This window comes from Streptomyces sp. N50 (assembly GCF_033335955.1).
In the GTDB taxonomy this organism is placed as follows: domain Bacteria; phylum Actinomycetota; class Actinomycetes; order Streptomycetales; family Streptomycetaceae; genus Streptomyces.
Window position 1 is genome coordinate 1,465,800 of sequence record NZ_CP137549.1, and the last position, 24,349, is coordinate 1,490,148.

Annotated in this window: 16 protein-coding genes; 10 read left to right on the forward strand and 6 right to left on the reverse strand. The window is 70.5% G+C overall.

The features are described from left to right. Positions 1–65: 65 nt before the first annotated feature. The gene (gene metH / locus R2B38_RS06180; protein WP_318015311.1) at positions 66–3,581 is read right to left on the reverse strand and encodes a methionine synthase; all 3,516 of its coding nucleotides are present in this window, start codon (positions 3,579–3,581) and stop codon (positions 66–68) included. A 392-nt stretch (positions 3,582–3,973) separates the two neighbouring features. Between metH and R2B38_RS06185 the strand changes: the two genes are divergently transcribed. The 5 genes from R2B38_RS06185 to R2B38_RS06205 all read left to right on the forward strand — a co-directional run bounded on the left by R2B38_RS06185 (position 3,974) and on the right by R2B38_RS06205 (position 12,388). Then, the gene (locus R2B38_RS06185) at positions 3,974–4,747 is read left to right on the forward strand and encodes an IclR family transcriptional regulator (protein WP_318015312.1); all 774 of its coding nucleotides are present in this window, start codon (positions 3,974–3,976) and stop codon (positions 4,745–4,747) included. A 391-nt stretch (positions 4,748–5,138) separates the two neighbouring features. Next, positions 5,139–5,918 carry an MIP/aquaporin family protein gene (locus R2B38_RS06190; protein WP_033283720.1) on the forward strand — a complete coding sequence of 260 codons (780 nt, stop codon included), beginning with the start codon at positions 5,139–5,141 and terminating at the stop codon, positions 5,916–5,918. A gap of 93 nt (positions 5,919–6,011) precedes the next feature. After that, positions 6,012–7,550 (forward strand): glycerol kinase GlpK, encoded by a 1,539-nt coding sequence (gene glpK, locus R2B38_RS06195; protein WP_318015313.1) that lies wholly within the window; start codon positions 6,012–6,014, stop codon positions 7,548–7,550. Between the two features lie 9 nt (positions 7,551–7,559). Beyond that, positions 7,560–9,176, forward strand: a complete 1,617-nt coding sequence (locus tag R2B38_RS06200; protein WP_318015314.1) for a glycerol-3-phosphate dehydrogenase/oxidase — start codon at positions 7,560–7,562, stop codon at positions 9,174–9,176. Between the two features lie 251 nt (positions 9,177–9,427). Then, entirely contained in the window at positions 9,428–12,388 is a 2,961-nt protein-coding gene (locus R2B38_RS06205) for an NACHT domain-containing protein (RefSeq protein WP_318015315.1), read from the forward strand. Between the two features lie 615 nt (positions 12,389–13,003). Here the strand turns inward: R2B38_RS06205 and mtnK are convergent. The 4 genes from mtnK to R2B38_RS06225 all read right to left on the reverse strand — a co-directional run bounded on the left by mtnK (position 13,004) and on the right by R2B38_RS06225 (position 17,944). After that, positions 13,004–14,164 (reverse strand): S-methyl-5-thioribose kinase, encoded by a 1,161-nt coding sequence (mtnK, locus tag R2B38_RS06210; RefSeq protein WP_318015316.1) that lies wholly within the window; start codon positions 14,162–14,164, stop codon positions 13,004–13,006. 22 nt (positions 14,165–14,186) lie between these two features. Continuing rightward, complete coding sequence (locus R2B38_RS06215) at positions 14,187–15,233, reverse strand: ABC transporter permease (RefSeq protein ID WP_318015317.1); 1,047 nt, start codon at positions 15,231–15,233, stop codon at positions 14,187–14,189. An 82-nt stretch (positions 15,234–15,315) separates the two neighbouring features. Continuing rightward, positions 15,316–16,860: a sugar ABC transporter ATP-binding protein gene (locus tag R2B38_RS06220; protein ID WP_318015318.1), complete on the reverse strand. Its 1,545-nt coding sequence runs from the start codon at positions 16,858–16,860 to the stop codon at positions 15,316–15,318. After that, positions 16,847–17,944: a substrate-binding domain-containing protein gene (locus tag R2B38_RS06225; protein WP_318015319.1), complete on the reverse strand. Its 1,098-nt coding sequence runs from the start codon at positions 17,942–17,944 to the stop codon at positions 16,847–16,849. Before R2B38_RS06225 ends, R2B38_RS06220 begins: the two co-directional genes overlap by 14 nt. A 475-nt stretch (positions 17,945–18,419) precedes the next feature. On the opposite strand from R2B38_RS06225, the gene R2B38_RS06230 reads away from it, so the two are divergent. From R2B38_RS06230 to mtnB, 3 genes are read left to right on the forward strand one after another with little or no spacing between them, the layout of a single operon-like run. Beyond that, on the forward strand, positions 18,420–19,019 hold the full coding sequence (locus R2B38_RS06230; protein WP_318015320.1) for a 1,2-dihydroxy-3-keto-5-methylthiopentene dioxygenase: 600 nt from the start codon (positions 18,420–18,422) through the stop codon (positions 19,017–19,019). After that, positions 19,016–19,741, forward strand: a complete 726-nt coding sequence (mtnC, locus tag R2B38_RS06235) for an acireductone synthase (RefSeq protein WP_318015321.1) — start codon at positions 19,016–19,018, stop codon at positions 19,739–19,741. The genes R2B38_RS06230 and mtnC overlap by 4 nt, the downstream gene beginning before the upstream one ends. Continuing rightward, positions 19,738–20,355 (forward strand): methylthioribulose 1-phosphate dehydratase, encoded by a 618-nt coding sequence (gene mtnB / locus R2B38_RS06240; RefSeq protein WP_318015322.1) that lies wholly within the window; start codon positions 19,738–19,740, stop codon positions 20,353–20,355. The genes mtnC and mtnB overlap by 4 nt, the downstream gene beginning before the upstream one ends. Before the next feature lie 87 nt (positions 20,356–20,442). On the opposite strand, the gene mtnA is transcribed toward mtnB, so the two are convergent. Continuing rightward, positions 20,443–21,483, reverse strand: coding sequence for an S-methyl-5-thioribose-1-phosphate isomerase (gene mtnA, locus R2B38_RS06245; protein ID WP_318015323.1), 1,041 nt, complete (start codon positions 21,481–21,483; stop codon positions 20,443–20,445). 309 nt (positions 21,484–21,792) lie between these two features. Here mtnA and R2B38_RS06250 point away from each other — a divergent pair, with 309 nt between their 5' ends. Both R2B38_RS06250 and R2B38_RS06255 read left to right on the forward strand, forming a co-directional pair. After that, on the forward strand, positions 21,793–22,845 hold the full coding sequence (locus tag R2B38_RS06250) for a BMP family ABC transporter substrate-binding protein (RefSeq protein WP_318015324.1): 1,053 nt from the start codon (positions 21,793–21,795) through the stop codon (positions 22,843–22,845). Then, positions 22,826–24,349: an ABC transporter ATP-binding protein gene (locus R2B38_RS06255; protein ID WP_318015325.1), complete on the forward strand. Its 1,524-nt coding sequence runs from the start codon at positions 22,826–22,828 to the stop codon at positions 24,347–24,349. The genes R2B38_RS06250 and R2B38_RS06255 overlap by 20 nt, the downstream gene beginning before the upstream one ends.

The following is a 24,349-nucleotide window of genomic DNA, read 5'->3' on the forward strand; positions in this document are numbered from 1 at the left end:
TACGACTTATCCGATCAGTGTGCTTGTCCGTTCCGTGCGCACACCCGATCGGCGTCCTCGTCCGCTCAGCGCGCGTTGAAGTACTTCGCCTCCGGGTGGTGGATGACGATCGCGTCCGTGGACTGCTCCGGGTGCAGCTGGAACTCCTCCGAGAGGTGGACGCCGATGCGCTCCGGCTCCAGCAGGGCGGCGATCTTCGCGCGGTCCTCCAGGTCGGGGCAGGCGCCGTAGCCGAGGGAGAAGCGGGCGCCGCGGTACTTCAGGGCGAACATGTCCTCGACGTCGGTGGGGTCCTCGCCGGCGAAGCCGAGTTCGGAGCGCACGCGCGCGTGCCAGTACTCGGCGAGCGCCTCGGCCAACTGGACGGACAGGCCGTGCAGTTCGAGGTAGTCGCGGTAGGAGTTCGACTCGAAGAGCTTCGCGGTCTCCTCGCCGATGCGGTTGCCCATGGTGACGATCTGGAAGCCGACGACGTCGGTCTCACCGGACTCCTCCGGGCGGAAGAAGTCGGCCAGGCAGAGACGGCGGCCGCGGCGCTGGCGCGGGAAGGTGAAGCGGGTGCGCTCGTTGCCCTGGTCGTCCAGGACGATCAGGTCGTCGTCCTTGGACACGCAGGGGAAGTAGCCGTAGACGACGGCCGCTTCGAGGAGGTTGTCGGTCTGGAGCTTGTCCAGGAGGCCGCGCAGGCGGGGGCGGCCCTCGGTCTCCACCAGTTCCTCGTACGTCGGTCCGTCGCCCGTGCGGGCCTGCTTGAGGCCCCACTGGCCCTTGAAGAGGGCGCCCTCGTCGAGCCAGGACGCGTACTCCTTGAGCTGGATGCCCTTGATGACCCGGGTGCCGCGGAACGGTGCCTGGGGGATCGGGTTGTCGACGGCGACGTCCGAGCGGACGTGGCCCTCCTCGGGGCGCTCCTCGACCTCCACGGCCGCGCTCGCCCGCACCCGGCGCTGCTTCAGCTCGGGCAGCTTCGCGCCGGGCACGCCGCGCTTGACGCCGATCAGGGCGTCCATCAGGCGCAGGCCCTCGAACGCGTCGCGGGCGTAACGGACTTCGCCCTCGTAGATCTCGTGCAGGTCCTGCTCGACGTACGCCCTCGTCAGCGCGGCACCGCCCAGGATGACCGGGTAATCCGCGGCCATCTTGCGCTGGTTGAGCTCCTGGAGGTTCTCCTTCATGATCACCGTGGACTTGACCAGGAGGCCCGACATGCCGATGACGTCGGCGCGGTGCTCCTCGGCCGCTTCCAGGATCGCGGAGACCGGCTGCTTGATGCCGAGGTTGACGACGTTGTAGCCGTTGTTGGACAGGATGATGTCGACGAGGTTCTTGCCGATGTCGTGGACGTCGCCGCGCACCGTGGCGAGCACGATGGTGCCCTTGCCCTCGGCGTCCGACTTCTCCATGTGCGGCTCCAGATAGGCGACCGCGGTCTTCATGACCTCGGCGGACTGGAGCACGAACGGCAGCTGCATCTGGCCGGAGCCGAAGAGTTCACCGACGACCTTCATGCCGTCCAGGAGCGTCTCGTTGACGATGTCCAGGGCCGGGCGGGTCTGCAACGCCTCGGCGAGGTCGGCCTCCAGGCCGTTCTTCTCGCCGTCGATGATGCGCCGCTTGAGCCGCTCGTCCAGCGGGAGCGCGGCCAGCTCCTCGGCGCGGCCCGCCGTCCGGGACTTGGTGGTGGCGCCCTCGAACAGGGCCATCAGTTTCTGGAGCGGGTCGTAGCCCTCGCGGCGGCGGTCGTAGACCAGGTCGAGGGCCGTCTGCACCTCTTCCTCGGTGAACCGGGCGATCGGGAGGATCTTCGAGGCGTGCACGATCGCCGAGTCGAGGCCCGCCTTGACGCACTCGTCGAGGAAGACGGAGTTGAGCAGGACGCGGGCGGCCGGGTTGAGGCCGAAGGAGATGTTCGAGAGGCCGAGGGTGGTCTGGACGTCGGGGTGGGCGGCCTTGAGGCGGCGGATCGCCTCGATGGTGGCGATGCCGTCGCCGCGGGACTCCTCCTGGCCGGTGCAGATGGTGAAGGTCAGGGTGTCGATGAGGATGTCCGACTCGTGGATGCCCCAGTTCGTCGTGAGGTCCTCGATCAGACGCTCTGCGATGGCGACCTTGTGCTCCGGGGTGCGGGCCTGGCCCTCCTCGTCGATGGTCAGCGCGATGAGCGCGGCGCCGTGTTCCTGGGCGAGCCGGGTGACCTTCGCGAAGCGGGACTCGGGGCCGTCGCCGTCCTCGTAGTTGACGGAGTTGATGACCGCGCGGCCGCCGAGCTTCTCCAACCCGGCCCGGATGACCGGGACTTCGGTGGAGTCGAGGACGATCGGCAGGGTGGAGGCGGTGGCGAAGCGGCCGGCCAGTTCCTCCATGTCGGCGACGCCGTCGCGGCCGACGTAGTCCACGCAGAGGTCCAGCATGTGGGCGCCCTCGCGGATCTGGTCGCGGGCCATCTCCACGCAGTCGTCCCAGCGGCCGTCCAGCATGGCCTCGCGGAACTTCTTCGAGCCGTTGGCGTTGGTGCGCTCGCCGATCGCCATGTAGGCGGTGTCCTGGCGGAACGGGACCGTCTGGTAGAGCGAGGCGGCGCCCGGCTCGGGCTGCGGGTGGCGCTCGGTGGGGGCGGTCTCGCGGACCCGCTCGACGAGTTGGCGCAGGTGCTCGGGGGTCGTGCCGCAGCAGCCGCCGACCAGGTTCAGGCCGTAGTCGTGGACGAAGTGCTCCTGCGCCTCGGCCAGGCCCTCGGGGTCGAGCGGGAAGTGGGCGCCGTCCTTGGTGAGGATGGGCAGGCCCGCGTTCGGCATGCAGAGCAGCGGGGTGCGGGAGTGCCGGGCGAGGTAGCGCAGGTGCTCGCTCATCTCGGCCGGGCCCGTCGAGCAGTTCAGGCCGATCATGTCGATGCCGAGCGGTTCGAGCGCGGTGAGCGCGGCGCCGATCTCGGAGCCCAGCAGCATGGTGCCGGTGGTCTCGAAGGCCATCGAGACCAGCAGGGGTACGTCGACGCCGGTCGCCTCCATGGCGCGGCGGGCGCCCAGGATCGACGACTTGGTCTGGAGGAGGTCCTGGGTGGTCTCCACGATCAGGGCGTCGGCGCCGCCGGCGAGCAGTCCCTCGGCGTTGGCCTGGAAGCCGTCGCGCAGCGTGCTGTAGCCGATGTGGCCGAGGGTGGGCAGCTTGGTGCCGGGGCCGATCGAACCGAGGACCCAGCGCTGGCGGCCGTCGCGGGCGGTGAAGTCGTCGGCGGTCTCGCGGGCGATGCGGGCGCCGGCCTCGGAGAGTTCGTGGACGCGCTCGGGGATGTCGTACTCAGCCATCGCGGAGTGGTTCGCGCCGAAGGTGTTCGTCTCGACGCAGTCCACGCCGACGCCGAAGTACTCCTCGTGGACCGAGCGGACGATGTCCGGGCGGGTGATGTTCAGGATCTCGTTGCAGCCCTCGAGGTTCTCGAAGTCCTCGAGTGTGGGGTCCTGTGCCTGGAGCATGGTGCCCATGGCTCCGTCGGCGACCACCACGCGGGTGGCGAGTGCCTCTCGGAGCGCGGACACACGGGTCCGGCTGTCGGCAGAAGGGGTCTGTGGCGACGAGGCCATGAAGGGGCTCCCTGGAGTGCGACGGCTGTCGGCTTTGCGGCTTCCCAGGGAACCTCTCACGGAACTCCCCGGGGAGCGTGCACGTCGCCAGGGTAACGGGGTCGGGCCGAGGGATGCTCGAAGCGTCCATGGGGCGGACCGGGGCGGCGGGGAGGTGGACCGGGGTGACAGGAGGCCGACGGGGGTGACGGGGGCGGCCGATGGAGGTGACGGGCGGGTCAACGCCGTCTAGGTTCTCGCGACAAGTGACGCAACAGGAGACGTGACCGGAATCGGCCGACCATTAGCGGGAGGTCGGCATGGACCGGTAGTGTTCGACATTGCCGAACGGCGGCAGCGGCCATGCTTGTCGACGGTCGTCGACGGTCGAACGGGACGGAGGCAGTACGGCGATGGCACGGAACATCCAGTCGCTCGAACGGGCGGCCGCGATGCTGCGCCTGCTCGCGGGCGGCGAGCGACGGCTCGGCCTCTCGGACATCGCCTCGTCGCTCGGTCTCGCCAAGGGCACCGCCCACGGCATCCTGCGCACCCTCCAGCAGGAGGGCTTCGTCGAGCAGGACGACGTCTCCGGGCGCTATCAGCTCGGCGCCGAACTGCTGCGCCTGGGCACCACCTACCTCGACGTGCACGAACTGCGGGCACGCGCCCTGGTCTGGACGGACGACCTGGCCCGCTCCAGCGGCGAAAGTGTGCACCTAGGAGTGCTGCATCAGCACGGCGTCCTGATCGTGCACCACGTCTTCCGCCCCGACGACAGCAGGCAGGTCCTGGAGATCGGGGCCATGCAGCCGCTGCACTCCACGGCCCTGGGCAAGGTCCTGTCGGCCTACGACCCGGTCGCGCACAGCGAGGTCCTGGAGGCCGACCGCAAGCCGTTCACCGAGCGCACGGTGTCCGAGCTGGCCGACTTCGAGCACGTCCTCGATGTGACACGCGCGCGTGGGTACGCGGCCGACGTGGAGGAGACCTGGGAGGGCGTCGCGTCCATCGCCGCCCCCATCCACGACCGGCGGCGCATGCCGGTCGGCGCGGTCGGCATCACCGGCGCGGTGGAGCGGCTGTGCCGGCCCGACGAGGACGGCGCGCTGCGCCCCGAGCTGATCGCCGCGGTACGGGACTGCGCCCGCGCGGTGTCACGGGATCTCGGCGCCGGGCGGTTCTGAGCTCAGCGGATTCGCAGGCGGATTCACAGCGGGATCTCACCGGAACGTCATGTCGACGTTCCGGTATCAGTCGTACTGTTGATGACAAAGTCGGCCAAAACGCCAAATCGCCACACACGGTGTCCACCTGATAGCCGTCCGCATCGGTCGCGGGATCGATAGCCCACAGCAATCAATAACGATCGTGTTTTCGATAACAGCACTCTTGACGCGCCTGTAACCCCGGAGCAAGACTCCCGTCCATCGGTCGGCATTGTCGAACACCTACCGGCAATACGCGCTAGAGTGTGGCAACGCCAAAGGCCGGCATCGCTCTCACCCCCGAGGGCGCACGAACCCCCGGCGGGACCCGGGGTTCGGCTTCCCTGGACGAAGGACAAAGGAGTCGCGGGTGTCCAGCTCCGACATCTTCATCGGCGAGACCATAGGTACCGCCGTGCTCATCCTGCTGGGCGGTGGCGTCTGCGCCGCCGTCACGCTGAAGGCCTCCAAGGCCCGTAACGCCGGCTGGCTGGCCATCGCCTTCGGGTGGGGTTTCGCCGTCATGACGGCCGTGTACATCTCGGCACCGCTCTCCGGTGCCCACCTCAACCCGGCCGTGACGCTCGCCCTCGCGATCAAGGACGGTGGCTGGGACAACGTCCCGATCTACTGGGCCGGGCAGCTGCTCGGCGCCATGATCGGCGCGACCCTGGTCTGGGTGGCCTACTACGGCCAGTTCCAGGCCCACCTCACGGACAAGGAGATCGTCGGCGAGCCGACGGCCAAGGCCGTGGAAGCCGAGGAGAAGGGCGCCGGACCTGTCCTGGGCATCTTCTCCACCGGTCCTGAGGTCCGCAACGTGGTGCAGAACCTCGCCACGGAGATCATCGGCACCGTCGTCCTGATCCTCGCCATCCTGACGCAGGGTCTGAACGACAAGGGCAACGGTCTCGGCACCCTGGGCGCCCTGATCACCGCATTCGTGGTCGTCTCCATCGGTCTGTCGCTCGGCGGCCCGACCGGTTACGCCATCAACCCGGCCCGTGACCTGGGCCCGCGCATCGTGCACGCGCTCCTGCCGCTGCCCAACAAGGGCGGCTCCGACTGGAGCTACGCGTGGATCCCGGTCGTCGGACCGCTGATCGGCGGCGCGATCGCTGCGGGTATCTACAACCTCGCTTTTGCTTAGAAGCAGAATTCCAAGAACTTCCGAGCACTGAAGCAGCCGTAGAACCAGTCCTCATGACCTCCTCATGACCACGGAACCCCTCAGGAGCACACAGTGACCGACGCGCACACCGCCGGACCGTTCATCGCGGCCATCGACCAGGGCACGACCTCCAGCCGCTGCATCGTCTTCGACCGGGACGGCCGTATCGTCTCCGTCGACCAGAAGGAGCACGAGCAGATCTTCCCGAAGCCGGGCTGGGTCGAGCACAACGCCACCGAGATCTGGACCAACGTCCAGGAGGTCGTCGCCTCCGCCATCGAGAAGGCCGGCATCACCCGCGACGACATCAAGGCCATCGGCATCACCAACCAGCGCGAGACGACTCTCCTCTGGGACAAGAACACCGGTGAGCCCGTCCACAACGCCATCGTCTGGCAGGACACCCGCACCGACGCGCTCTGCAAGGAGCTCGGGCGCAACGTCGGCCAGGACCGCTTCCGCCGCGAGACGGGTCTCCCCCTCGCGTCGTACTTCGCAGGCCCCAAGGCCCGCTGGCTGCTCGACAACGTCGAGGGCCTGCGCGAGCGCGCCGAGGCGGGCGACATCCTCTTCGGCACCATGGACAGCTGGGTCATCTGGAACCTGACGGGCGGTGTGAACGGCGGCAAGCACTACACCGACGTCACCAACGCCTCCCGCACCATGCTGATGAACCTGCACACCCTGGCGTGGGACGAGAAGATCGCCGAGTCCATCGGCGTCCCGATGAACATGCTCCCGGAGATCCGCTCCTCCGCCGAGGTCTACGGCGAGGTCACCGGCGGGCGTCTCGGCGAGCTGCTCGGCGGCATCCCGGTCGCCTCCGCGCTCGGCGACCAGCAGGCGGCCCTGTTCGGCCAGACCTGTTTCGCCGAGGGCGAGGCCAAGTCCACGTACGGCACCGGCACGTTCATGCTGATGAACACCGGCGAGAAGATCATCAACTCCTACTCGGGCCTGCTGACCACGGTCGGCTACCGGATCGGCGACGAGGCGCCGGTCTACGCCCTGGAGGGCTCGATCGCCGTCACCGGTTCGCTGGTGCAGTGGATGCGCGACCAGATGGGCCTCATCTCCACCGCCGCCGAGATCGAGACGCTCGCGCTCTCGGTCGAGGACAACGGCGGCGCCTACTTCGTGCCGGCCTTCTCCGGTCTGTTCGCCCCGTACTGGCGCTCCGACGCCCGCGGTGTGATCGCCGGTCTCACCCGGTACGTGACCAAGGCGCACCTCGCGCGTGCCGTCCTGGAGGCCACCGCCTGGCAGACCCGTGAGATCACGGACGCCATGACGAAGGACTCCGGTGTCGAGCTCGCCGCGCTCAAGGTCGACGGCGGCATGACCTCCAACAACCTGCTGATGCAGACGCTCTCGGACTTCGTCGACGCCCCCGTGGTGCGCCCGATGGTCGCCGAGACCACCTGCCTCGGTGCCGCCTACGCCGCCGGCCTGGCCGTCGGCTTCTGGACCAGCACCGACGACCTGCGCGCGAACTGGCGCCGGGCCGCCGAGTGGACCCCCAACATGGCCGCGGAGAAGCGCGACCGTGAGTACAAGAGCTGGCTCAAGGCCGTGGAGCGGACCATGGGCTGGCTCGACGACGAGGAGTAAGAACCCCACATGACCAGTCAGTCCACCCTGCAGTCCGTGCCTGCCCTCGGTACGCACCCGGCCTCCGGCTCGAACCCGAGCCGGGCCGAGACCCGGGAGCAGCTCTCCAAGGCGACGTACGACCTCCTCGTCATCGGCGGCGGCATCCTGGGCATCTCCACCGCCTGGCACGCCGCGCAGTCCGGGCTGCGGGTGGCCCTGGTCGACGCCGGCGACTTCGCCGGTGCCACCTCTTCCGCCTCCTCCAAGCTCCTCCACGGCGGTCTGCGCTACCTGCAGACCGGCGCGGTGAAGCTGGTGGCGGAGAACCACTTCGAACGCCGTGCGGTCTCCCGCCAGGTGGCCCCCCACCTGGCGAACCCGCTCACGTTCTACCTCCCCGTGTACAAGGGCGGTCCGCACGGCGCGGCGAAGCTCGGGGCGGGCGTCTTCGCCTACTCCGCGCTCTCCGCGTTCGGCGACGGCGTCGGCCACCTCCTGTCCCCCGCCAAGGCGGCGCAGGACGTGCCCGAGCTGCGCACCCAGAACCTCAAGGCCGTGGCCGTGTACGGCGACGACCAGATGAACGACGCCCGCATGGCGCTGATGACGGTCCGCGCGGCCGTCGAGGCGGGCGCGGTCGTCCTCAACCACGCCGAGGTCACCGGTCTGCGCTTCACCCAGGGCCGGGTGACCGGCGCGGAGCTGCGCGACACCACCTCCGGCGACGAGTTCGGCGTGAGCGCCCGCCTGGTGCTCAACGCGACCGGCCCGTGGGTCGACCACCTGCGCAAGATGGAGGACCCGAACGCGGCGCCGTCGATCAGGCTGTCGAAGGGCGCCCACCTGGTCCTGAAGCGGACGTCTCCGTGGAAGGCCGCTCTCGCCACCCCCATCGACAAGTACCGCATCACCTTCGCCCTCCCCTGGGAGGACATGCTGCTGCTCGGCACGACCGACGAGGAGTACGAGGGCGACCCGGCGGACGTCTCGGTCACCGAGAAGGACATATCCCAGATCCTTGACGAGGCCGCGTTCTCGGTCCGCGACCAGCAGCTCTCCCGTGACCTGATCACGTACTCCTTCGCGGGCCTCCGCGTCCTGCCCGGCGGCCCCGGCAGCACGGCAAAGGCCAAGCGCGAGACCGTCGTCACCGAGGGCAAGGGCGGCATGCTGTCCGTCGCGGGCGGCAAGTGGACGACCTTCCGGCACATCGGCCGTACGGTCATGCAGAAGCTGGAGGCCCTGCCCGGCCGCCCGCTCGGCGAGGACTTCGAGCCGATCTCGTCCCTCCCGAAGAAGCTCCCCCTGCCGGGTGTCGCCAACCCGCGCGCGGTCGCCCACCGCCTCCTGGTCGACAACCCGGCTCCGGGCCCGCGCATGGCGGCCGACACGGCGAAGCACCTGGCCACGCACTACGGCTCCCTGGCCTTCGACATCGCCCGACTCGCCAACGAGAACCCGGAGTTGGGCCAGCGCGTCCACCCCGACGCCCCCGAGATCTGGGCGCAGGTCGTCTACGCCCGCGACCACGAGTGGGCGGAGACCCAGGACGACGTCCTCCGCCGCCGCACGACCCTCACGATCCGGGGCCTTGCCACGGACGAGGTACGGGCGAAGGTCCAGGACCTGCTCGACAAGAAGTAGTCGCTACGACGCGGAAGGGGCGGTTCCCCATCGGGAACCGCCCCTTCGCCGTGCCCCGCGCATGCTGCTCGCGCGTGCCAACAGCCCATGCCCCGCCGACGATTCGCACTTCCGCACGCCCCTCGGGTGATTCCGCGCGCTCCCTCACACGGGTTGGCGACCGGCGGATCGCGGGCCGTCCGGCCGTTAGAACAGTTGGCTTCCGACACAGCGGTCGGGCCATGGGGTCCGGCCCGGGGAGCAGCGGTCGTATGCAAGGTGGATGGCACAGCGCGCGGGTCCGGCGGCGGCTCGGCTTCGCCGTGTGCGGGGGCACGCTCGCGGCGCTGGCCGGGGTGATCCGGCTGTGGTGGAGCGACGCGGCCACGGCCGGGGTGATGGTGTCGGCGATCGGCGCGTTCGTGTCGATCGCGGCGCTCGTCGCCGACGTGCTGCGCGGCGACGCGGATCCGGCCCCGCGCTCGGCCGACGAGGACCGCGGGCGGGCCGCCGACGCGCTCGCCGAGGCCGTACGGGAGCAGTGGTCGGCCGAGGCGCGGCTCCGGCGGTTGCAGGACCCCGCCCCGCTGGAGGTCGCCTGGGCTCCGGCGGAGCGGTGGCTGGCCGATCACCCGGAGAACATCAGGCGGGGCCTGCCGCTGCCCGCGCCCCGGGGGCAGCGCATCGAGGACGTCACCGGGTCGTTCGCCACGCTGCCCGGGCGGCGGCTGGTGGTGCTGGGCGGTCCGGGGTCGGGCAAGAGTGTGCTGGCGATGCGGTTCGTGCTCGGCCGGCTGGCCGCGCGGCGGGCCGGTGGCCCGGTCCCGGTGATCTTTCCGCTGGCGGGCTGGGACCCGAGGCGGACCGCGCTGCGGGACTGGCTCGCGGAGCGGCTGGCCGCCGAGCACCGCCCGCTGGCCGCCGTGACCGACGGACGGCACACCCTCGCCCGGGGTCTCCTCGACGCGGGGCTCGTACTGCCGGTCCTCGACGGCTTCGACGAACTGTCCGGGCCCGGCTACGGGGAGGCCGTACGGCGGATCAACGCCGAACTGGACGACAGTCTGCCGCTGCTGCTCACCAGCCGGGTCGAGGCGTGGGCGAAGGCGGTGACCGAGGGGGATGTGCTGACCGCCGCCGAGGTGGTCGAGCTGCGCCCGCTCGGTCTCGCGCAGGCGGGTGCCCATCTGGAGCGGACGGCACGGCCGTTACGCCCTGGGGAGGGTGCGACGGGCACCGTGTGGACGCCCGTACTCCGGGAACTCACAGCCCATCCGGACTGCCAGGCGGCACGGGCGCTCACCACTCCCCTGATGGTGGCGCTGGCCCGCGCGGTCTACGGCGACACCTCCCGCGACCCGTCCGAGCTTCTGGACACGGAGCGTTTCCCGACCGCGGAGGCCGTCGAGGAGCATCTGCTCGGGGCGTTCGTACCGGCCGCGTTCGCGGACTCCGGGCCCTCGGCGACCTCCGCCGCCGTACGCCGCCTCACGCTGCTGGCAGGGGCGTTGGAGCGGCGCGGCACCGGGCGGCTGGCGTGGTGGGAGCTGGAGTCGATGCTGCCGCGGGCCGTCTCCGTCCTGGCGCCGGGACTGCTGGCGCTGGCCCTGCTGTCGTTGGTGGTACTGCCGGTCACGGTCGCCCGCGCGGCGAACGAGCTGGCGGGCGTGGAGGATCTCGCGTCCGTGCTCGCCACCCTCGTCGGGCAGACCCTGGGCTTCGCGTTCGGGGAGGCGTTCCTGCTCCCGTCCGGGGACACCCCGCCGGGCCGCCGCGCTCTCGTCCGTCAAACACTGATCACCGCCGGGGTGAGCGCGCTGCTGTGGGCGGGCTTCGCCTCCGCCGACGACCTGAGGTTCGGCTTCCGCTTCGGCGCGGTGACGGACGGCTGGGTACCCGATCTGCTCGGCGGCTGCCTGTTCTCGCTGCTGTTCACCCTGTTCTTCGGTATCGCCGGACTGTCCCGCCATCCGCTGCCGCTCTCCCTGCCCTGGAGTGGCAGCGCGGGCCGCGCGGTGGCCCGGGCCTGCGGGGCGGTCCTGCTGCTGGGCGGGCTCGGCCTGGCGTGCGCGGTGGTGGCCGGCCGGTCCGGGAACCCCTGGACGGGGCTGGTCGGCATCACCTGCGCGGGAGCGGGCGCGGCCCTGCTGATGAGCGGTGGCCGCCGGGCCGCGCAGGACCTCGCGCAGCCGGCCCGGGCGGGCCGCGTCGCCGGGCGCTTCACGGCGGGCGCGGTGCGGGGCACCGCCGCCGCACTGCTGATCGGGGTCACCGCTTGTACGGTCGCGGGTCTGACTGCGGCCGGGGTGACCCTGCTCAAGTCCGGTTCCACGGCCGCCCTTTCGGGCCGGACGATCGACGGCTGGAGTTTCACGGAACGCCCCGGCATGCGGACGGCGACCACCCGGCACCACCTGCACGGCACGCTGCTCCTGCCCGGCAACGGAGCCCGGCCGATCGCCTACCCCGAGGGCACCCGGCCCCCCGACTGCGCGATTCCCCTCCTCGCCGACCGCCGCTGCGTCCCCTTCACCGCGCGGCGCACGGTCTTCGAGTCGCACGACGGTGCGGTAGAGGTCCACCTGGACCTCACGGACGACACGGCTACGACGGCGTACGCCGCGAACCTGCGGTCCGTGCTGCCGGAGACGTCCCGCGGCTGGCTCACCGCGGGCCCGCCGTCGGGCGTGCTCCGGCGCTGTCTGCCCCCGCTGATGGCGGGCGGGGTACTGGTCGGGATCGTGGGCGGCTGCGTGTGCGGCGTCTACCGCGCGCTGAGCGTCCCCTCGGACGTCATGCGCGCGGCCGGCCCCGGTTCGTCCCTGCGCACGGACCGTACGGCGGCCTTCACCCGCGGCGGCATGGTCGCGCTGCTGGTCGCCGCGGTCTGCGTACCGGTGGTGACGCTGCCGGGCGACTGGGGCGGACTGGTCCACATCGGCACCCAGCTGTGGCTGCCGCTGGGTTCGGCCGCGCTCGCGCTGAGCGCGTGGGGACGCTTCACCGTCGCCCGGGCCTGGCTCGCGGCGACGGGCCGGATGCCATGGCGCCTGATGGCGTTCCTGGAGGACGCCCACCGCCGCGGTGTCCTACGGCAGTCCGGCGCGGGTTTCGAATTCCGGCACCAGCGGCTCCAGTCGCACTTGGCGGGCCGCGATACGCCCCCGGTGGTCACCGGTCCCCCGGCGGACGGCCCGGCGCGACCGCGCGAGTCCCAGGACAGGTCGGCGTAGGAGGGGCGGAGACGACCCGCCCGGGGGCCGAGATCCGACGGAGGCCAAGGCCAGACGGACACGCAGACCCGACAGGGGTCAAAGCCAGACGGACGCGCAGACCCGACAGAGGTCAAAGCCCGACGACCACGCAGACCCGACCCGGAGCGAGACCCGACGACCACGCAGACCCGACGGGAGCCAAAACCCGACGAACACGCAGACTCTACGGAGGCCAAAGCCCGACGGACGCGAACACCCGAGACGGGCGGACACCCGATGCACGCCGAGACCCGACGCACGCCGACACCCGACGCACGCCGACGCACGCCGACGCACGCCGACACCCGATGGGAGACCAAAGCCCGACCGACACTGAGACCCGACACGGGGCGAGACCCGACGGATCCACAGACCCGCCGGAGACAGCCGCTCAATGGGGGCCAGGGACCCGATGGACGCGGCGGCCCCACGAAGTGCGCTCCCCCGCCCCGCAGAGGGAGCAGAAACCCAGCGGGCTCAGCCCCACAGGAGCGGCAACTCAACGGGACCGAGGGCCAATCGAGCCAGCGGTCCGATGAGGCAGCGGCCCGAGGGGGACGCTCCCACCCGGCCTGGCCGTCCTCCCTCCCGGACTCAGACCAGCGCCCGGACAGCCTCCGGTGACGTCAACTCCCCGCGCCGCACAATGAGTTCGCGCCCCAACAGCAACGCCCGCCGCGACGCCGGCACCGGATCCGGCAACGTCGTCAGGTCGGTCAGGTGGGCGAAGCCGATGATGCGGCGGACGATCTCCGTGCCGGCGTAGCCGATCGAGTCGGTCCAGACGCGGGAGAGGAAGCGGTCGAGGTAGGCGTCGTCGAAGAAGGTGTCGACGCGGGTCGGCCAGAGGCGGCGGAACTCCGTCTCGAACGCCTGCCAGGAGAGGGCGAGTTGGTCGGCGTGGTCGGTCAACGTGCCCAGTTCGCGGGCCCGTTCCTCCGACACCAGCACGTTGGCCCAGTACAGGCCGAGGTCGTAGCCGATCGGGCCGACGAAGGAGAACTCGGGGTCGAAGACCCGTACCACCGGGGCGCCTTCGCGCTCGCCGACCATGACGCTGCCGGTGTGGAGGTCGCCGTGGAGGAGGGCCTGCGCGCTGGTCATGAAGGTGTACCGGAGGTCGGCGACCTCCGTGCGCAGGCGGGCGTCGGCACGGAAGGCGGCGGCCAGGTCCGTCAACTCCGGTAGCCAGTGGTTGTGTTCGTGCTCGATGTACGGCTCGGACAGCACCACGTCCTCGGTGATCTTGCACAGCTCGGGGCTCACCGAGGCCGCGATCAGCGCCTTGCGGTCGGCGGAGGCCATGCCGAAGTCACTGGTCGCGAAGGCGAGTTGGGCGACGAACGCGCCGATCCGGGCCGAGGTGTCCGGGCCGTAGGACGCGCCCCCGTTGAGGACCGTACGCAGGACCTCCAGGTCGGACATGTCCTCCATGACGAGGGCGTAGTTGTCGGCATCGTAGCCGTGGATCGCCGGGATCTTGTCGGGGGCGACCCGCGCGACCTGTTCGTACGCCCGCGCCTCGGCGTCGGCGCGCTCGGGGCTCATCGGCCAGGAGGGGCCGGCGACCCGCACCCAGGGCAGCGCCTGCTTGACGGCGAGGCTGTGGCTGCCGTCGGCGTTCGACGCGAGGAACACCCGGTTCATGTTGCCGTCCGACACCTCGCGGACGTGGATGTCGGTCACGTCCGCCCAGTGGCCCCGATCGTGCAGGTAGCCGGGGATGTCGTCGGTCTCCAGGATGCGGTAGCCCATCGTACGAACTCCTCGAACTTCCTTATGCGGTGCGGCGCTTGGACAGGGTGAAGCTGAAGACCAGGGCGAGGATGAGGACCGCGCCCTCGACGACGTCCTGGGTGTAGTACGGCAGGCCCTTGATGGTCAGGCCGGTGGTGATGATGCCGATGAGGACGGCGCCCAGTGCCGTGCCCCAGACGTTCGGGCGGCCCCGGCCGAGGACCGACGTGCCGACCAGTGCGACGGCGACCGCCTCCAGCAGCTGTGACGTGCCCGCGCTCACGTCTCCCTGGCCGATGCGGGACGCCAGGATCAGGCCGCCGATCGAGGCGAGGACGCCGGAGAGGACGTAGGCGAGGGCCCGGTACGCGCCGACGCGGATGCCCGCCAGGCGGGAGGCCTCGGGGTTGGCGCCGATGGCGTACAGGACGCGGCCCCAGCGGGTTCGGGCCAGGAAGACCCAGGCGACTACCGTCAGCGCGCCGAAGATCAGGACGGAGATGGGGATGCCGAGGAGCGTGCCCCGGTCGATGCGCAGGAAGCCGTCGGTGAACTTGCCAGGGGCGGTGCTGCCGTCGGACTCGGTCATGCCGGCGGAGATGGACTGGCCGTCGACCAGGATGAGTTTGGTGCCCTGGATGACGAACATGGTGCCGAGGGTGGCCAGCATGTCCGGGATCTTCATGACCACGATCAGCAGGGCGTTCAGCAGTCCGGCCAGCGCGCCCGCCGCGATCACCGCGAGGATCGCGACCGTACCGACCTGGTTGTACGTCACCATCGTCTTGGCGGCGACGGTGACCCCGAGCCCGGCGACCGCGCCGACGGACATGTCCATCCCGCCGACGGCCATGGTGAGGGTGACGCCGAGGCCGAGGATCGCGGCGACGGAGACGTACCGCAGGGTGTCGAGCATCGTCGCCGACTCGCGGAAGGAGCCCTCGCTCAGCGCGAAGTACAGGAAGAGCGCGACCGTGACGAAGATGAAGCCGTACTTGATGACGGCGTTCTGGACGCGCGGGCCGAGGGCGTCCCCGGGCCCGGTCACCGGCTTCGTGGGGACCTCGGTGCTCTGGGTGGTGGTCATGGCGTACTTCCTGCCGTGGCTTCGTGTGCGACTTCGTGCGGGGCGGGCATCACACGGACACCGCCGGACTGGTCTGCCGGCATCACACGGACGCCGAGATGGTCTGGATCACGCGGTCGCGTTCCGCGTCTTCGCCGTACGCGTCGAGGTGGACCTCGCCGGCCGCCAGCACGACGACCCGGTCGGCGATCTCCAGCACCTCGTCCACATCCGCGGAGAGGACAAGCACAGCCGCACCCTCCGCGGCCAGCGCACGCGCCCGGCGCCCGATGTCACGCCGTGCGCCGATGTCCACGCCTCGGAACGGCTCGTCCAGGATGAGGACACGAGGTGTCTCGGCGAGCCAGCGGCCGACGACGACCTTCTGCTGGTTGCCGCCGGAGAGCTCCTCCACCGTGCTGTGCTCGTCGCGGGCTACGACACCGAGGGCGTCGATGGTCTCGCGGCCGAGGGCGTCCTCCCGCCCGGTGTTCACGAGCCCGCCCCGGGACAGCGACTTGAGGAACGGCAGCGAGATGTTCTGGGCCACCGACCAGCCGGGGACGAGCGCGTCGGCGTGCCGGTCCTCGGGGACGAGGTGGACGCCGGCGCGGATGGCGTCGGACGGGCGGCGGGGTGCGTACGGCTTGCCGTCGAGTTCGACCTTGCCGGTGGGGAAGGGCTCGGCGCCGAAGAGACCGCGGGCCAGTTCGGTCTTGCCGGCGCCCAACAGGCCTACGACACCGGTGACTTCACCGGCGCGGAGGTCGAGGTCCAGAGGGGCGCGGCCCGCGAAGAGGTGGACGCCGTGCAGGGCGAGGACGACGTCGCCGTGCTCGCCGCCGCGCTGCGGGCGGGCGCTCGTCGCCTCGTGGGCCTGGGCGAGCATCGCGCGCAGGGCGCTGTCCCAGTCGAAGGGCTTGACCTGGTCGTCGGTGAGACCGCCGTCCCGCAGAACGACCAGCCGGTCGGCGAGCGCGTCGATCTCGCCGAGGCGGTGGGACACGTAGAGGACCGCGATGCCGTCGTCGCGCATCTTCTCGACGAGGGCGAACAGCCGCTCCGCCTCGGCGGCGGAGAGCGCGGAGGTCGGTTCGTCGAGGATGAGCAGCCGGGGGCGGGTGGCCAGCGCGCGGGCCAGGATGAGCAACTGGCGGTCGGAGATGCCCAGTTCGGTGACGTCGCGGCGCAACACCGCGTCGCTCCAGCCGAGTTCGAGCGCGGCCTGGATCTCGCGGGCGCGGGCCAGCATGCGGCGGCCGTTGAGGAACGGGTTGCCGCGGCGCTGGGCCAGCTCCTCGAAGACCAGGTTCTCGGCGACGGTGAGGCCGGGCACGATGCCCTCGCCGATCCGCTGGTGGACCGTCTGGATGCCCAACTGCCGGGCGGCAAGCGGCGACTGGAGAGCTGCGGGCTCCCCTGCGACCCGCACCTCCCCGCCGTGGTCCGTGTGCACACCCGAAAGGATCTTGATCAGCGTGGACTTGCCCGCGCCGTTCGCGCCGAGCAGCGCGACCACGCTGCCCGGTGCGATGTCGAGGGAGACGGAGGCCAGCACCGTCTTGCCGCCGAAGGCCATGCTGACGTCGCGGAGCGAGACCGCGGCGTCGACGGCCGTCACGTCAACCGCCTTGTCAGTGGGCGACATTGGGGATCCAGTCCGCGGTGCTCACCTTGGAGAGGTTCAGGGCGGGCAGGGCCGCGCGCAGCTGGTCCATGTTCTCGATCTTGTTCTTGCGCAGGAAGTCCTGGGTGATGGCGACGGCCGGGAAGTCGACCGAGGTCTTGTTCAACTGGCCCGCCAGCTCAAGGGCCGCCGTACGGACGACGGCCGCGCCGACCGCCGACGGGTCGGTGCCGGCGGTGGCGACCCACGGGCTGTTCGCGGCGGTCATGTTCTGGATGTCGGCGTTGGAGACGTCCGCGCCGAAGACCTTCACCTTGCTCTGCAGCTTCTTGTTCTGCACGGCGAGGACGGTGCCCTTGGCCAGCTCGTCGTAGGGGGCGAACACGCCTGCCACGTCGGAGTGTTGGGTCAGCGCGGCGGAGACCAGGGGAACGTTGTCCGTGGCCGTGGAGTCGGTGACCTTGCCGACCTTGAACTGCTGCTTCCAGCCGTTGGCGTCGACGGCGGTCTTCCAGACGGAGTTGCGCTTGTCGAGGGCCGCGTAGCCGGCGACGTTGACGTAGCCGACCTTCGCGTTCTTGCCGACCGTCTTGGCCATCACGTCGAGAACGGCCTTCGCCATGCTGGCGTCGTCCTGCTCGGTGCTGATCACGGACTTGTTGGTCTGGTCGACGTCGTAGACGACGACCTTGATGCCCTTCTTCACAGCCTGGTCGATCTCGGGCTGGATCGTCGAGGGGAAGCCGTGGTCGACGATGATCGCCTGCGCGCCGGAGTTGATCGCCGAGGACAGGTCGGTGGCCTGCTTGGCGTTGTCGGCCTGCGCGTCGTACACGGTCAGGTCGATGCCGAGGGCCTTGGCCTGCGCCTTCGCGCCGTTGCCCCACTGCTCGAAGTAGTCGCCGGCGCCGCTCTGCCGCACGAGCGCCACCTTGACCGTGCCCTTGCTGAAGGGGGCCGGCTCCTTGCCCGTGGCGGCCGAGGCCGAGGCCGCGGTGTCGTCGCCGCTCTTCGAGGCGTCCGTGGACTGCGAGCAGCCCGCCAGGAGGAGGGCGGAGACGGAGGCCAGCGAGAGCGCGGCGAGGGGGACGCGGGTACGGGACATGAGGGGCTCCTGGTGCGGGGTACTGCCGAGATGAGAGCGGGAGGGGAAAGGACGGAGTGCTCACCCGGAGCCGGGGGCGAAAACGCGCCATCGCACAAGGGGTGCGCCACCGCACGAACGGCGGGACAGGCGGCGGACGGCCCGCGATGCGGGGCGTACCGATGGCTCCGGGTGTGGTCAGCGACAGCTGGCTGTGGTCGACCGGAGCAAGTCCACGTACAGCCGCCGCACGAGCAGCAGCGTCTTCATAGGGAGATCATGAGAACGTTTCCGGCCATTGGTCAAAGGAATGGAAGCGGTTTCTCACCACGTGAGACAACGACTACGTCACATCCGGCCCGTTCACCGACGGCGGTTACCATCGCATAACCGGCCCGACCCGGTACGACGGGTCACGCTGTGCCCCTTTGCCTCCCCCACCGGTCCGGGCGCTCGTCCCAGCATCCGGACATCCCGCCCACTTTTCGGAGTTCCCATGACGCTGCTCACCACCTGGTCCGAGTCCGGCCCCGAGACCCTCGTGCGCCGTACCGCCGACCCCGTCGAGATCGCCGCCGCGCTCGCCCCGATCGGCGTCCGCTACGAGCAGTGGCCGATCCGTGAGGACGTCCCGGCCGACGCCGACAGCGACACCGTGTTCGCCGCCTACGGCCCGGAGATCGACAAGCTCAACGCCGAAGAGGGCTTCACCACCGTCGACGTGCTCGGCCTGCACCCCAGCGACGACCCGGAGTACCCGGCGAAGGCGGCCGGCGCCCGCGCGAAGTTCCTCCAGGAGCACACGCACGACGACGATGACGAGGTCCGCTTCTTCGTCTCCGGCTCCGGCATCTTCTACCTGCACGTGAACGGCGAAGTGCACGCCGTCTACTGCGAGAAGGGCGACCTGCTGGGCGTGCCGCGCGGCACCACCCACTGGTTCGACATGGGCACCAAGCCCGCCTTCACCGCGATCCGCTTCTTCCACGAGGAGGACGGCTGGGTCGGCAACTTCACCGGCTCGACCATCGCCTCGCGCTTCCCCGACTACGACACGATCGACGCGGGCTACCAGCAGGACAAGGCCGCCGCGTGACCTTGCAGTTCACCGTGGACGCCGTGGTGCTCGACATCGAGGGCACCACGAGCGCCACGGGATTCGTCGTCGACGTCCTCTACCCGTACTCGCGCTCGCGCTTCGCCGACCTGCTCACCGAGCGGGCCGACGATCCCGCCGTGGCCCGGGCGATCGCACAGGTTCGCGAGCTGACGGACTCCCCGGACGCCGACGCCGTACAGATCGAGAAGACCCTCAACACCTGGCTCGACGAGGACCGCAAGGCCACGCCCCTCAAGACCCTCCAGGGCATCATCTGGTCGGAGGGCTTCGCCCGCGGCGACCTCGTCTCGCACTTCTACGACGACGTCGTACCGGCCCTGCGCGCCTGGCACTCGGCGGGCCTGCGGCTGTACGTCTACTCGTCCGGCTCGGTCGCCGCGCAGCGCGCGTGGTTCACGTCCAGCCCGGAGGGCGACCTCCTGCCGCTGGTCTCCGGTCTCTACGACACGGAGAACGCCGGCCCCAAGCAGGAGCCGGAGTCGTACCGCCGTATCGCGGAGGCGACCGGCGTCGACCCGTCCCGGCTGCTCTTCCTCTCCGACCGGCCCGGCGAGCTGGACGCGGCCGTGTCCGCGGGGTGGCACGCGGTGGGCGTACGGCGGCCGGGCGAACCGTATTTCGAGCAAGGCGTCGGCGACCACGCGCAGGCGGGGGCGTTCGACGAGATCGGCATCACCAGTTCAAGGAGCACCACGTGAGCAGCGAGATCAGTGACCTCGACCTGAAGGAGGCGGGGGCTCAACTCGCCGCCGAATCCGCCCGGTTCGCCTCGTTCGGCTGGATGCGGGGGACCTCCGGTAATTTGTCGGTGGTGGTGGGCCGGGATCCCCTGCTGCTGGCGGTGACTGCTAGCGGGCACGACAAGGGTGAACTGACTTCCGACGATGTGGTGTTGGTGGACGCCGAGGGTGCGGCCGTGCGGGGTGGGAAGCCGTCCGCCGAGGCTGAACTGCATGCGCGTGTGGCTGCGTTGACCGGGGCGGGGGCCGTCGTTCACGTGCACACCGTGGCGTCCGTTGCCATGGGGCGGCGGGCTCCGGGCGGGATCGTGTTCAAGGATGTCGAGATGCTCAAGGGTGTTGGGCAGCCTGCGCATGATGTCGAGGTGACGCTGCCTGTCATCGCCAACAGCCAGGATATGAAGGTGCTTGGGGATCGGCTGGAGGCGGCTCGGGAGCCTCGGATGCCGGCGGTGGTTGTGGCCGGGCACGGGTTGTATGTGTGGGGGGCGGATCCTCGTCAAGCCCGGCATCACACCGAAGTTGTTGAGTGGTTGCTGGAGTTGGAGCTCAGCACTCCGCGGGAAGCGTAGTAGTCAAAGCGCGCGCCGGTGGGGGCCGGTCGCGCAGTTCCCCGCGCCCCTAGGGCGCGGGGAACTGGCGGTGCTTCAAAGTCGCCGTTACTTCAGGCGGTCGGCCGGGAGTTCGCCTGCCGCGACCTCCAACACGCCCCGTTCCGTGACCAGTCCGGTCACCAAGCGGCCCGGGGTTACGTCGAAAGCCGGGTTGTGGCCCCGGGATTCGACGGGAGCCGTCCGCACCCCCGACCACTCCAACACCTCGGCCTCGCCGCGGAGTTCGATGTGGATGTCGTCGCCGGTCTCCGTCGAAAGGTCGACCGTGGTCGTCGGGGCCGCCACCAGGAACGGGATGCCGGCGTCCGCGCAGGCCAGAGCCACGCCCACCGTGCCTACCTTGTTCGCGGTGTCGCCATTCGCCGCGATGCGGTCGGCGCCGACGATCGCAGCGTCGACCTCGCCGCGCAGGATGGTGCCGGCGGCGGCGCCGTCGGCCTGGACGTAGTGCGGGATCCCTTCCTGGACCAACTCCCAAGCCGTCAGGCGTGATCCCTGGAGCAGGGGGCGCGTCTCGTCGGCGTAGACGACCTCCACCAGGCCGCGCGCGTGGAGTTCGCGGATGACGCCGAGTGCGGTGCCCCAGCCGGCCGTGGCCAGCGCGCCCGTGTTGCAGTGCGTCAGGAGCCTCAACGGGCGGTCCACGCCCACCTGTTGGAGCCTTTCGACCAGCCAGTCCGCGCCGAACGTGCCCATCGCGCGGTTGGCCGCGACGTCCTCGCGCTGGACTGCGGCGGCTTCCTCCAGCACCGCGTCGAGACCCTCGTCGAAGCGGGTCATGACCCGGTCCACGCACACCATGAGGTTGACCGCGGTGGGGCGGGCCTCGCGGACGCGGGCTACGGCGGCGCGCGTCTCGGCCTCGGTCCAGCCCTTCCGCTCGCCCTCGATGAGCGCGATCGCCACGCCGTACGCGCCGGCCGCGCCGATCGCGGGGGCGCCACGCACCACGAGGCGCTGGATCGCGTCGACCAGGGTGTCCACATCGTGGACAGTCATCGTCTCGTTGCGGTGCGGGAGCAGGGTCTGGTCGATGAGTGCGAGACCGGTGCCGGTCCAGTCGACGGCACGCAATTCCTGGGACATAACGGGACACTCCTGCTGTTCCGATGGTGTCGGTCACCGTACATGACCTGGAAGAACCACAGTTCGAGACAGTCGAGCGGGTGTCTCAAAACGAATGTTAAAGTCCAGCACCCGCAGCCCGAAGGCCGAGACGAAGGAGGACGTGTGCTGCTCACCATGCGCCGTTTCCTCGATCACGGCCGCTGCGCGAGCGACTGCTGTCGACGCTGACCTGTCCCTCTCGCGTCCACCCCTCGTCTCATCCCGTCTCACCATCTGGTCGCACGCGCTCCCGCCGGAGCGCGCCTTGCCGTACCCCGGAAGGTCCCCATGCTCCGCAGATCACGTCGCACCCTGCAGCTCGTCGCCGCCACCACGCTCATGGTCACCGCCGCCACCGCCTGCAACGCCGCCGCGAAGACCGACGCCTCGGACAGCGCGAGCGGCGGCAGCGGGAAGTCGTTCACGCTGGTCACGCCGGACGCGGTCGGGCAGAACGAGTTCCTGAAGCTCGCCGTCACCGGTGTGAAGGCCGCCGCGAAGACGCACGACGGGACCGAGAAGGTCTACGAGTCGACGGACACCGCGTCCCAGCAGCAGAACGTGCAGGCCGCCGTGGACGCGGGCCCGAGCGTGATCGTGCTGGTCGGCTTCGAGTTCGCGGACCTCGTGGCGCAGCAGGCGAAGGCGCACCCCAAGCAGCAGTTCCTGATGATCGACGCGTGCACGACGAAGACGTTCAAGAACGTCACGTGCGCGGTGTTCCGTGAGCACGAGGGTGTCTATCTCGCGGGCGCCGAGGCCGGGTTGCTCAGCAAGAGCGGCAAGGTCGGCGCGGTGGACGTGCTCGACACACCTCAATTCCGGCGCTACAGCGACCCGTTCGCGGCCGGCGCCAAGAAGGTCGCCGCGAAGACGTCCGCGTCGACGCGCTTCGTCGGCGGCCAGTCCCCCTTCGACGACTCGGCGCGCGCCAAGGAGCAGGCCAACTCCCTTCTCTCCAAGGGCACCGACCAGATCATGGCGGCGGCCGCGGCCGGCAACTACGGCGTCTTCGAGGCCGCGAAGGCCAAGGGCGCGTTCGCGTACGGCGTCGACGTCAACCAGTGCGTCTCGTCCCCCGGCACGGTCGTCGACAACGTGATCAAGAAGACGGACGTCGCCGTGGAGAAGGGCGTCGAGCAGGTCCTCGCGGGCAAGACGGGCACGACGGTGTCGTACGGCCTGAAGGAGGGAGGCATCAGCCTCACCGGCCTTGAGGCGGGCGTCGACTCGTCGAAGTGCGTGATCGCCCAGCACAAGGACGTCCTCACGAAGGTGAAGGCGCTGCGCGACCAGATCGTCTCCGGAGAGCTCAAGGTCGATGACCCCGCCGCCAGTTGAGCCGGCGGTCGAGCTCCGGGGGATCACCAAGCGCTTCCCCGGCACGCTCGCCAACGACGCCGTCGACCTGACCGTCCAGCGCGGCGAGATCCACGCCCTCATGGGCGAGAACGGCGCCGGCAAGTCCACCCTCATGTCGGTCCTCTACGGCATGGAGCGCGCCGACGCCGGGTCCATCCGGATCGACGGGCGCGAGGTGACCTTCGGCGACCCCAGCGCCGCCATGGCCGCCGGGCTCGGCATGGTCCACCAGAGCTTCAAGCTGTTCGACTCGCTGACGGTCGCGGAGAACGTCGTCTACGCCGCCGAGCCGCGCCGCTTCGGCCTGGTGGACCGGGCCGCGGCCCGCCGCCGGGTGCGTGAACTGGCCGAGGAACACGGGCTCGCCGTCGATCCGGACGCCCGGGTCGGCGACCTGCCGGTCGGCCTGCGCCAGCGCGTGGAGATCCTGAAGCTGCTGCACCGCGGCGCCCGCACGCTGATCCTCGACGAGCCGACCGCCGTGCTCACGCCGGCCGAGGCCGACGCCCTGTTCGCGGTCCTCAAGTCGCTGGCCGCGCAGGGCCGCACGGTGATCCTTGTCACCCACAAGCTGCGCGAGGTCCTCGAAGGCAGCGACAACGTGACCGTGCTCCGGGACGGCCGGGTCGTCGCCCGCCTGGTCACCGCGGACACCTCCGCCGACGAGATCGCCGCCGCGATGACCGGCCGCGCGGTGGAGCTGGACCGCGTGCACGCGCCCGGTACACCCGGTGAGGTGGTCCTGGACGTGAGAGACCTCACCACGGACGCCGTCCACGATGTGGGACTCACCGTCCGCGCCGGGGAGATCGTCGGCATCGCGGGCGTCGCGGGCAACGGCCAGAGCGAGCTGATCGAGGCCCTGGCCGGGCTACGGCCGGTCGCCTCCGGCCGGGTCACGCTCAAGGGCCGGGACATCACCCACGTCTCGGCCACCGAGCGCCGTGCGCAGGGCCTCGCCTATGTCCCCGAGGACCGGCACGCCGTCGGTACGGCACCGGCGGCCTCCGTCGCGGACAACCTCGCGATGGGCCACCACCGAACGTCCCTGTCCAGCAAGGGACTTCTGCCGCCTGCGGCCGTACGCGCCCACGCCGGGCGACTGGTCGAGCGCTTCGGCATCAAGGCGGCCACCCCCGAGGTGCTGGCCTCCGCGCTGTCCGGCGGCAATCTGCAGAAGCTGCTGATCGGCCGCGAACTCGCCCATGAGGCACCGCTGTTGCTCGTCGAGCAGCCCACGCGCGGGGTCGACATCGGCGCCATCCAGAACATCCACGACCAGATCGTCGCCTACCGCGACGCCGGTCACGCCGTCCTCCTCGTCTCCGCCGAACTGAGTGAGATCCGGGGCCTCGCGGACCGGGTCCTGGTGATGTACGAGGGCCGGGTCACGGCGACGTACACGAAGGACGAGGCGGACGAACGGGCGCTGGGACTCGCCATGGCGGGCGGGGCCGTAGCGCCGACGGAGGCCGTCGACTGA

Coding starts and splice junctions, on each gene's coding strand:
- R2B38_RS06255 (WP_318015325.1), top strand. CDS start 22,826: ATGACCCCGCCGCCAGTTGAGCCGGCGGTCGAGCTCCGGGGGATCACC.
- R2B38_RS06225 (WP_318015319.1), bottom strand. CDS start 17,944: ATGTCCCGTACCCGCGTCCCCCTCGCCGCGCTCTCGCTGGCCTCCGTC.
- R2B38_RS06215 (WP_318015317.1), bottom strand. CDS start 15,233: ATGACCACCACCCAGAGCACCGAGGTCCCCACGAAGCCGGTGACCGGG.
- R2B38_RS06230 (WP_318015320.1), top strand. CDS start 18,420: ATGACGCTGCTCACCACCTGGTCCGAGTCCGGCCCCGAGACCCTCGTG.
- R2B38_RS06220 (WP_318015318.1), bottom strand. CDS start 16,860: ATGTCGCCCACTGACAAGGCGGTTGACGTGACGGCCGTCGACGCCGCG.
- metH (WP_318015311.1), bottom strand. CDS start 3,581: ATGGCCTCGTCGCCACAGACCCCTTCTGCCGACAGCCGGACCCGTGTG.
- R2B38_RS06185 (WP_318015312.1), top strand. CDS start 3,974: ATGGCACGGAACATCCAGTCGCTCGAACGGGCGGCCGCGATGCTGCGC.
- mtnA (WP_318015323.1), bottom strand. CDS start 21,483: ATGTCCCAGGAATTGCGTGCCGTCGACTGGACCGGCACCGGTCTCGCA.
- mtnK (WP_318015316.1), bottom strand. CDS start 14,164: ATGGGCTACCGCATCCTGGAGACCGACGACATCCCCGGCTACCTGCAC.
- R2B38_RS06250 (WP_318015324.1), top strand. CDS start 21,793: ATGCTCCGCAGATCACGTCGCACCCTGCAGCTCGTCGCCGCCACCACG.
- R2B38_RS06200 (WP_318015314.1), top strand. CDS start 7,560: ATGACCAGTCAGTCCACCCTGCAGTCCGTGCCTGCCCTCGGTACGCAC.
- R2B38_RS06205 (WP_318015315.1), top strand. CDS start 9,428: ATGCAAGGTGGATGGCACAGCGCGCGGGTCCGGCGGCGGCTCGGCTTC.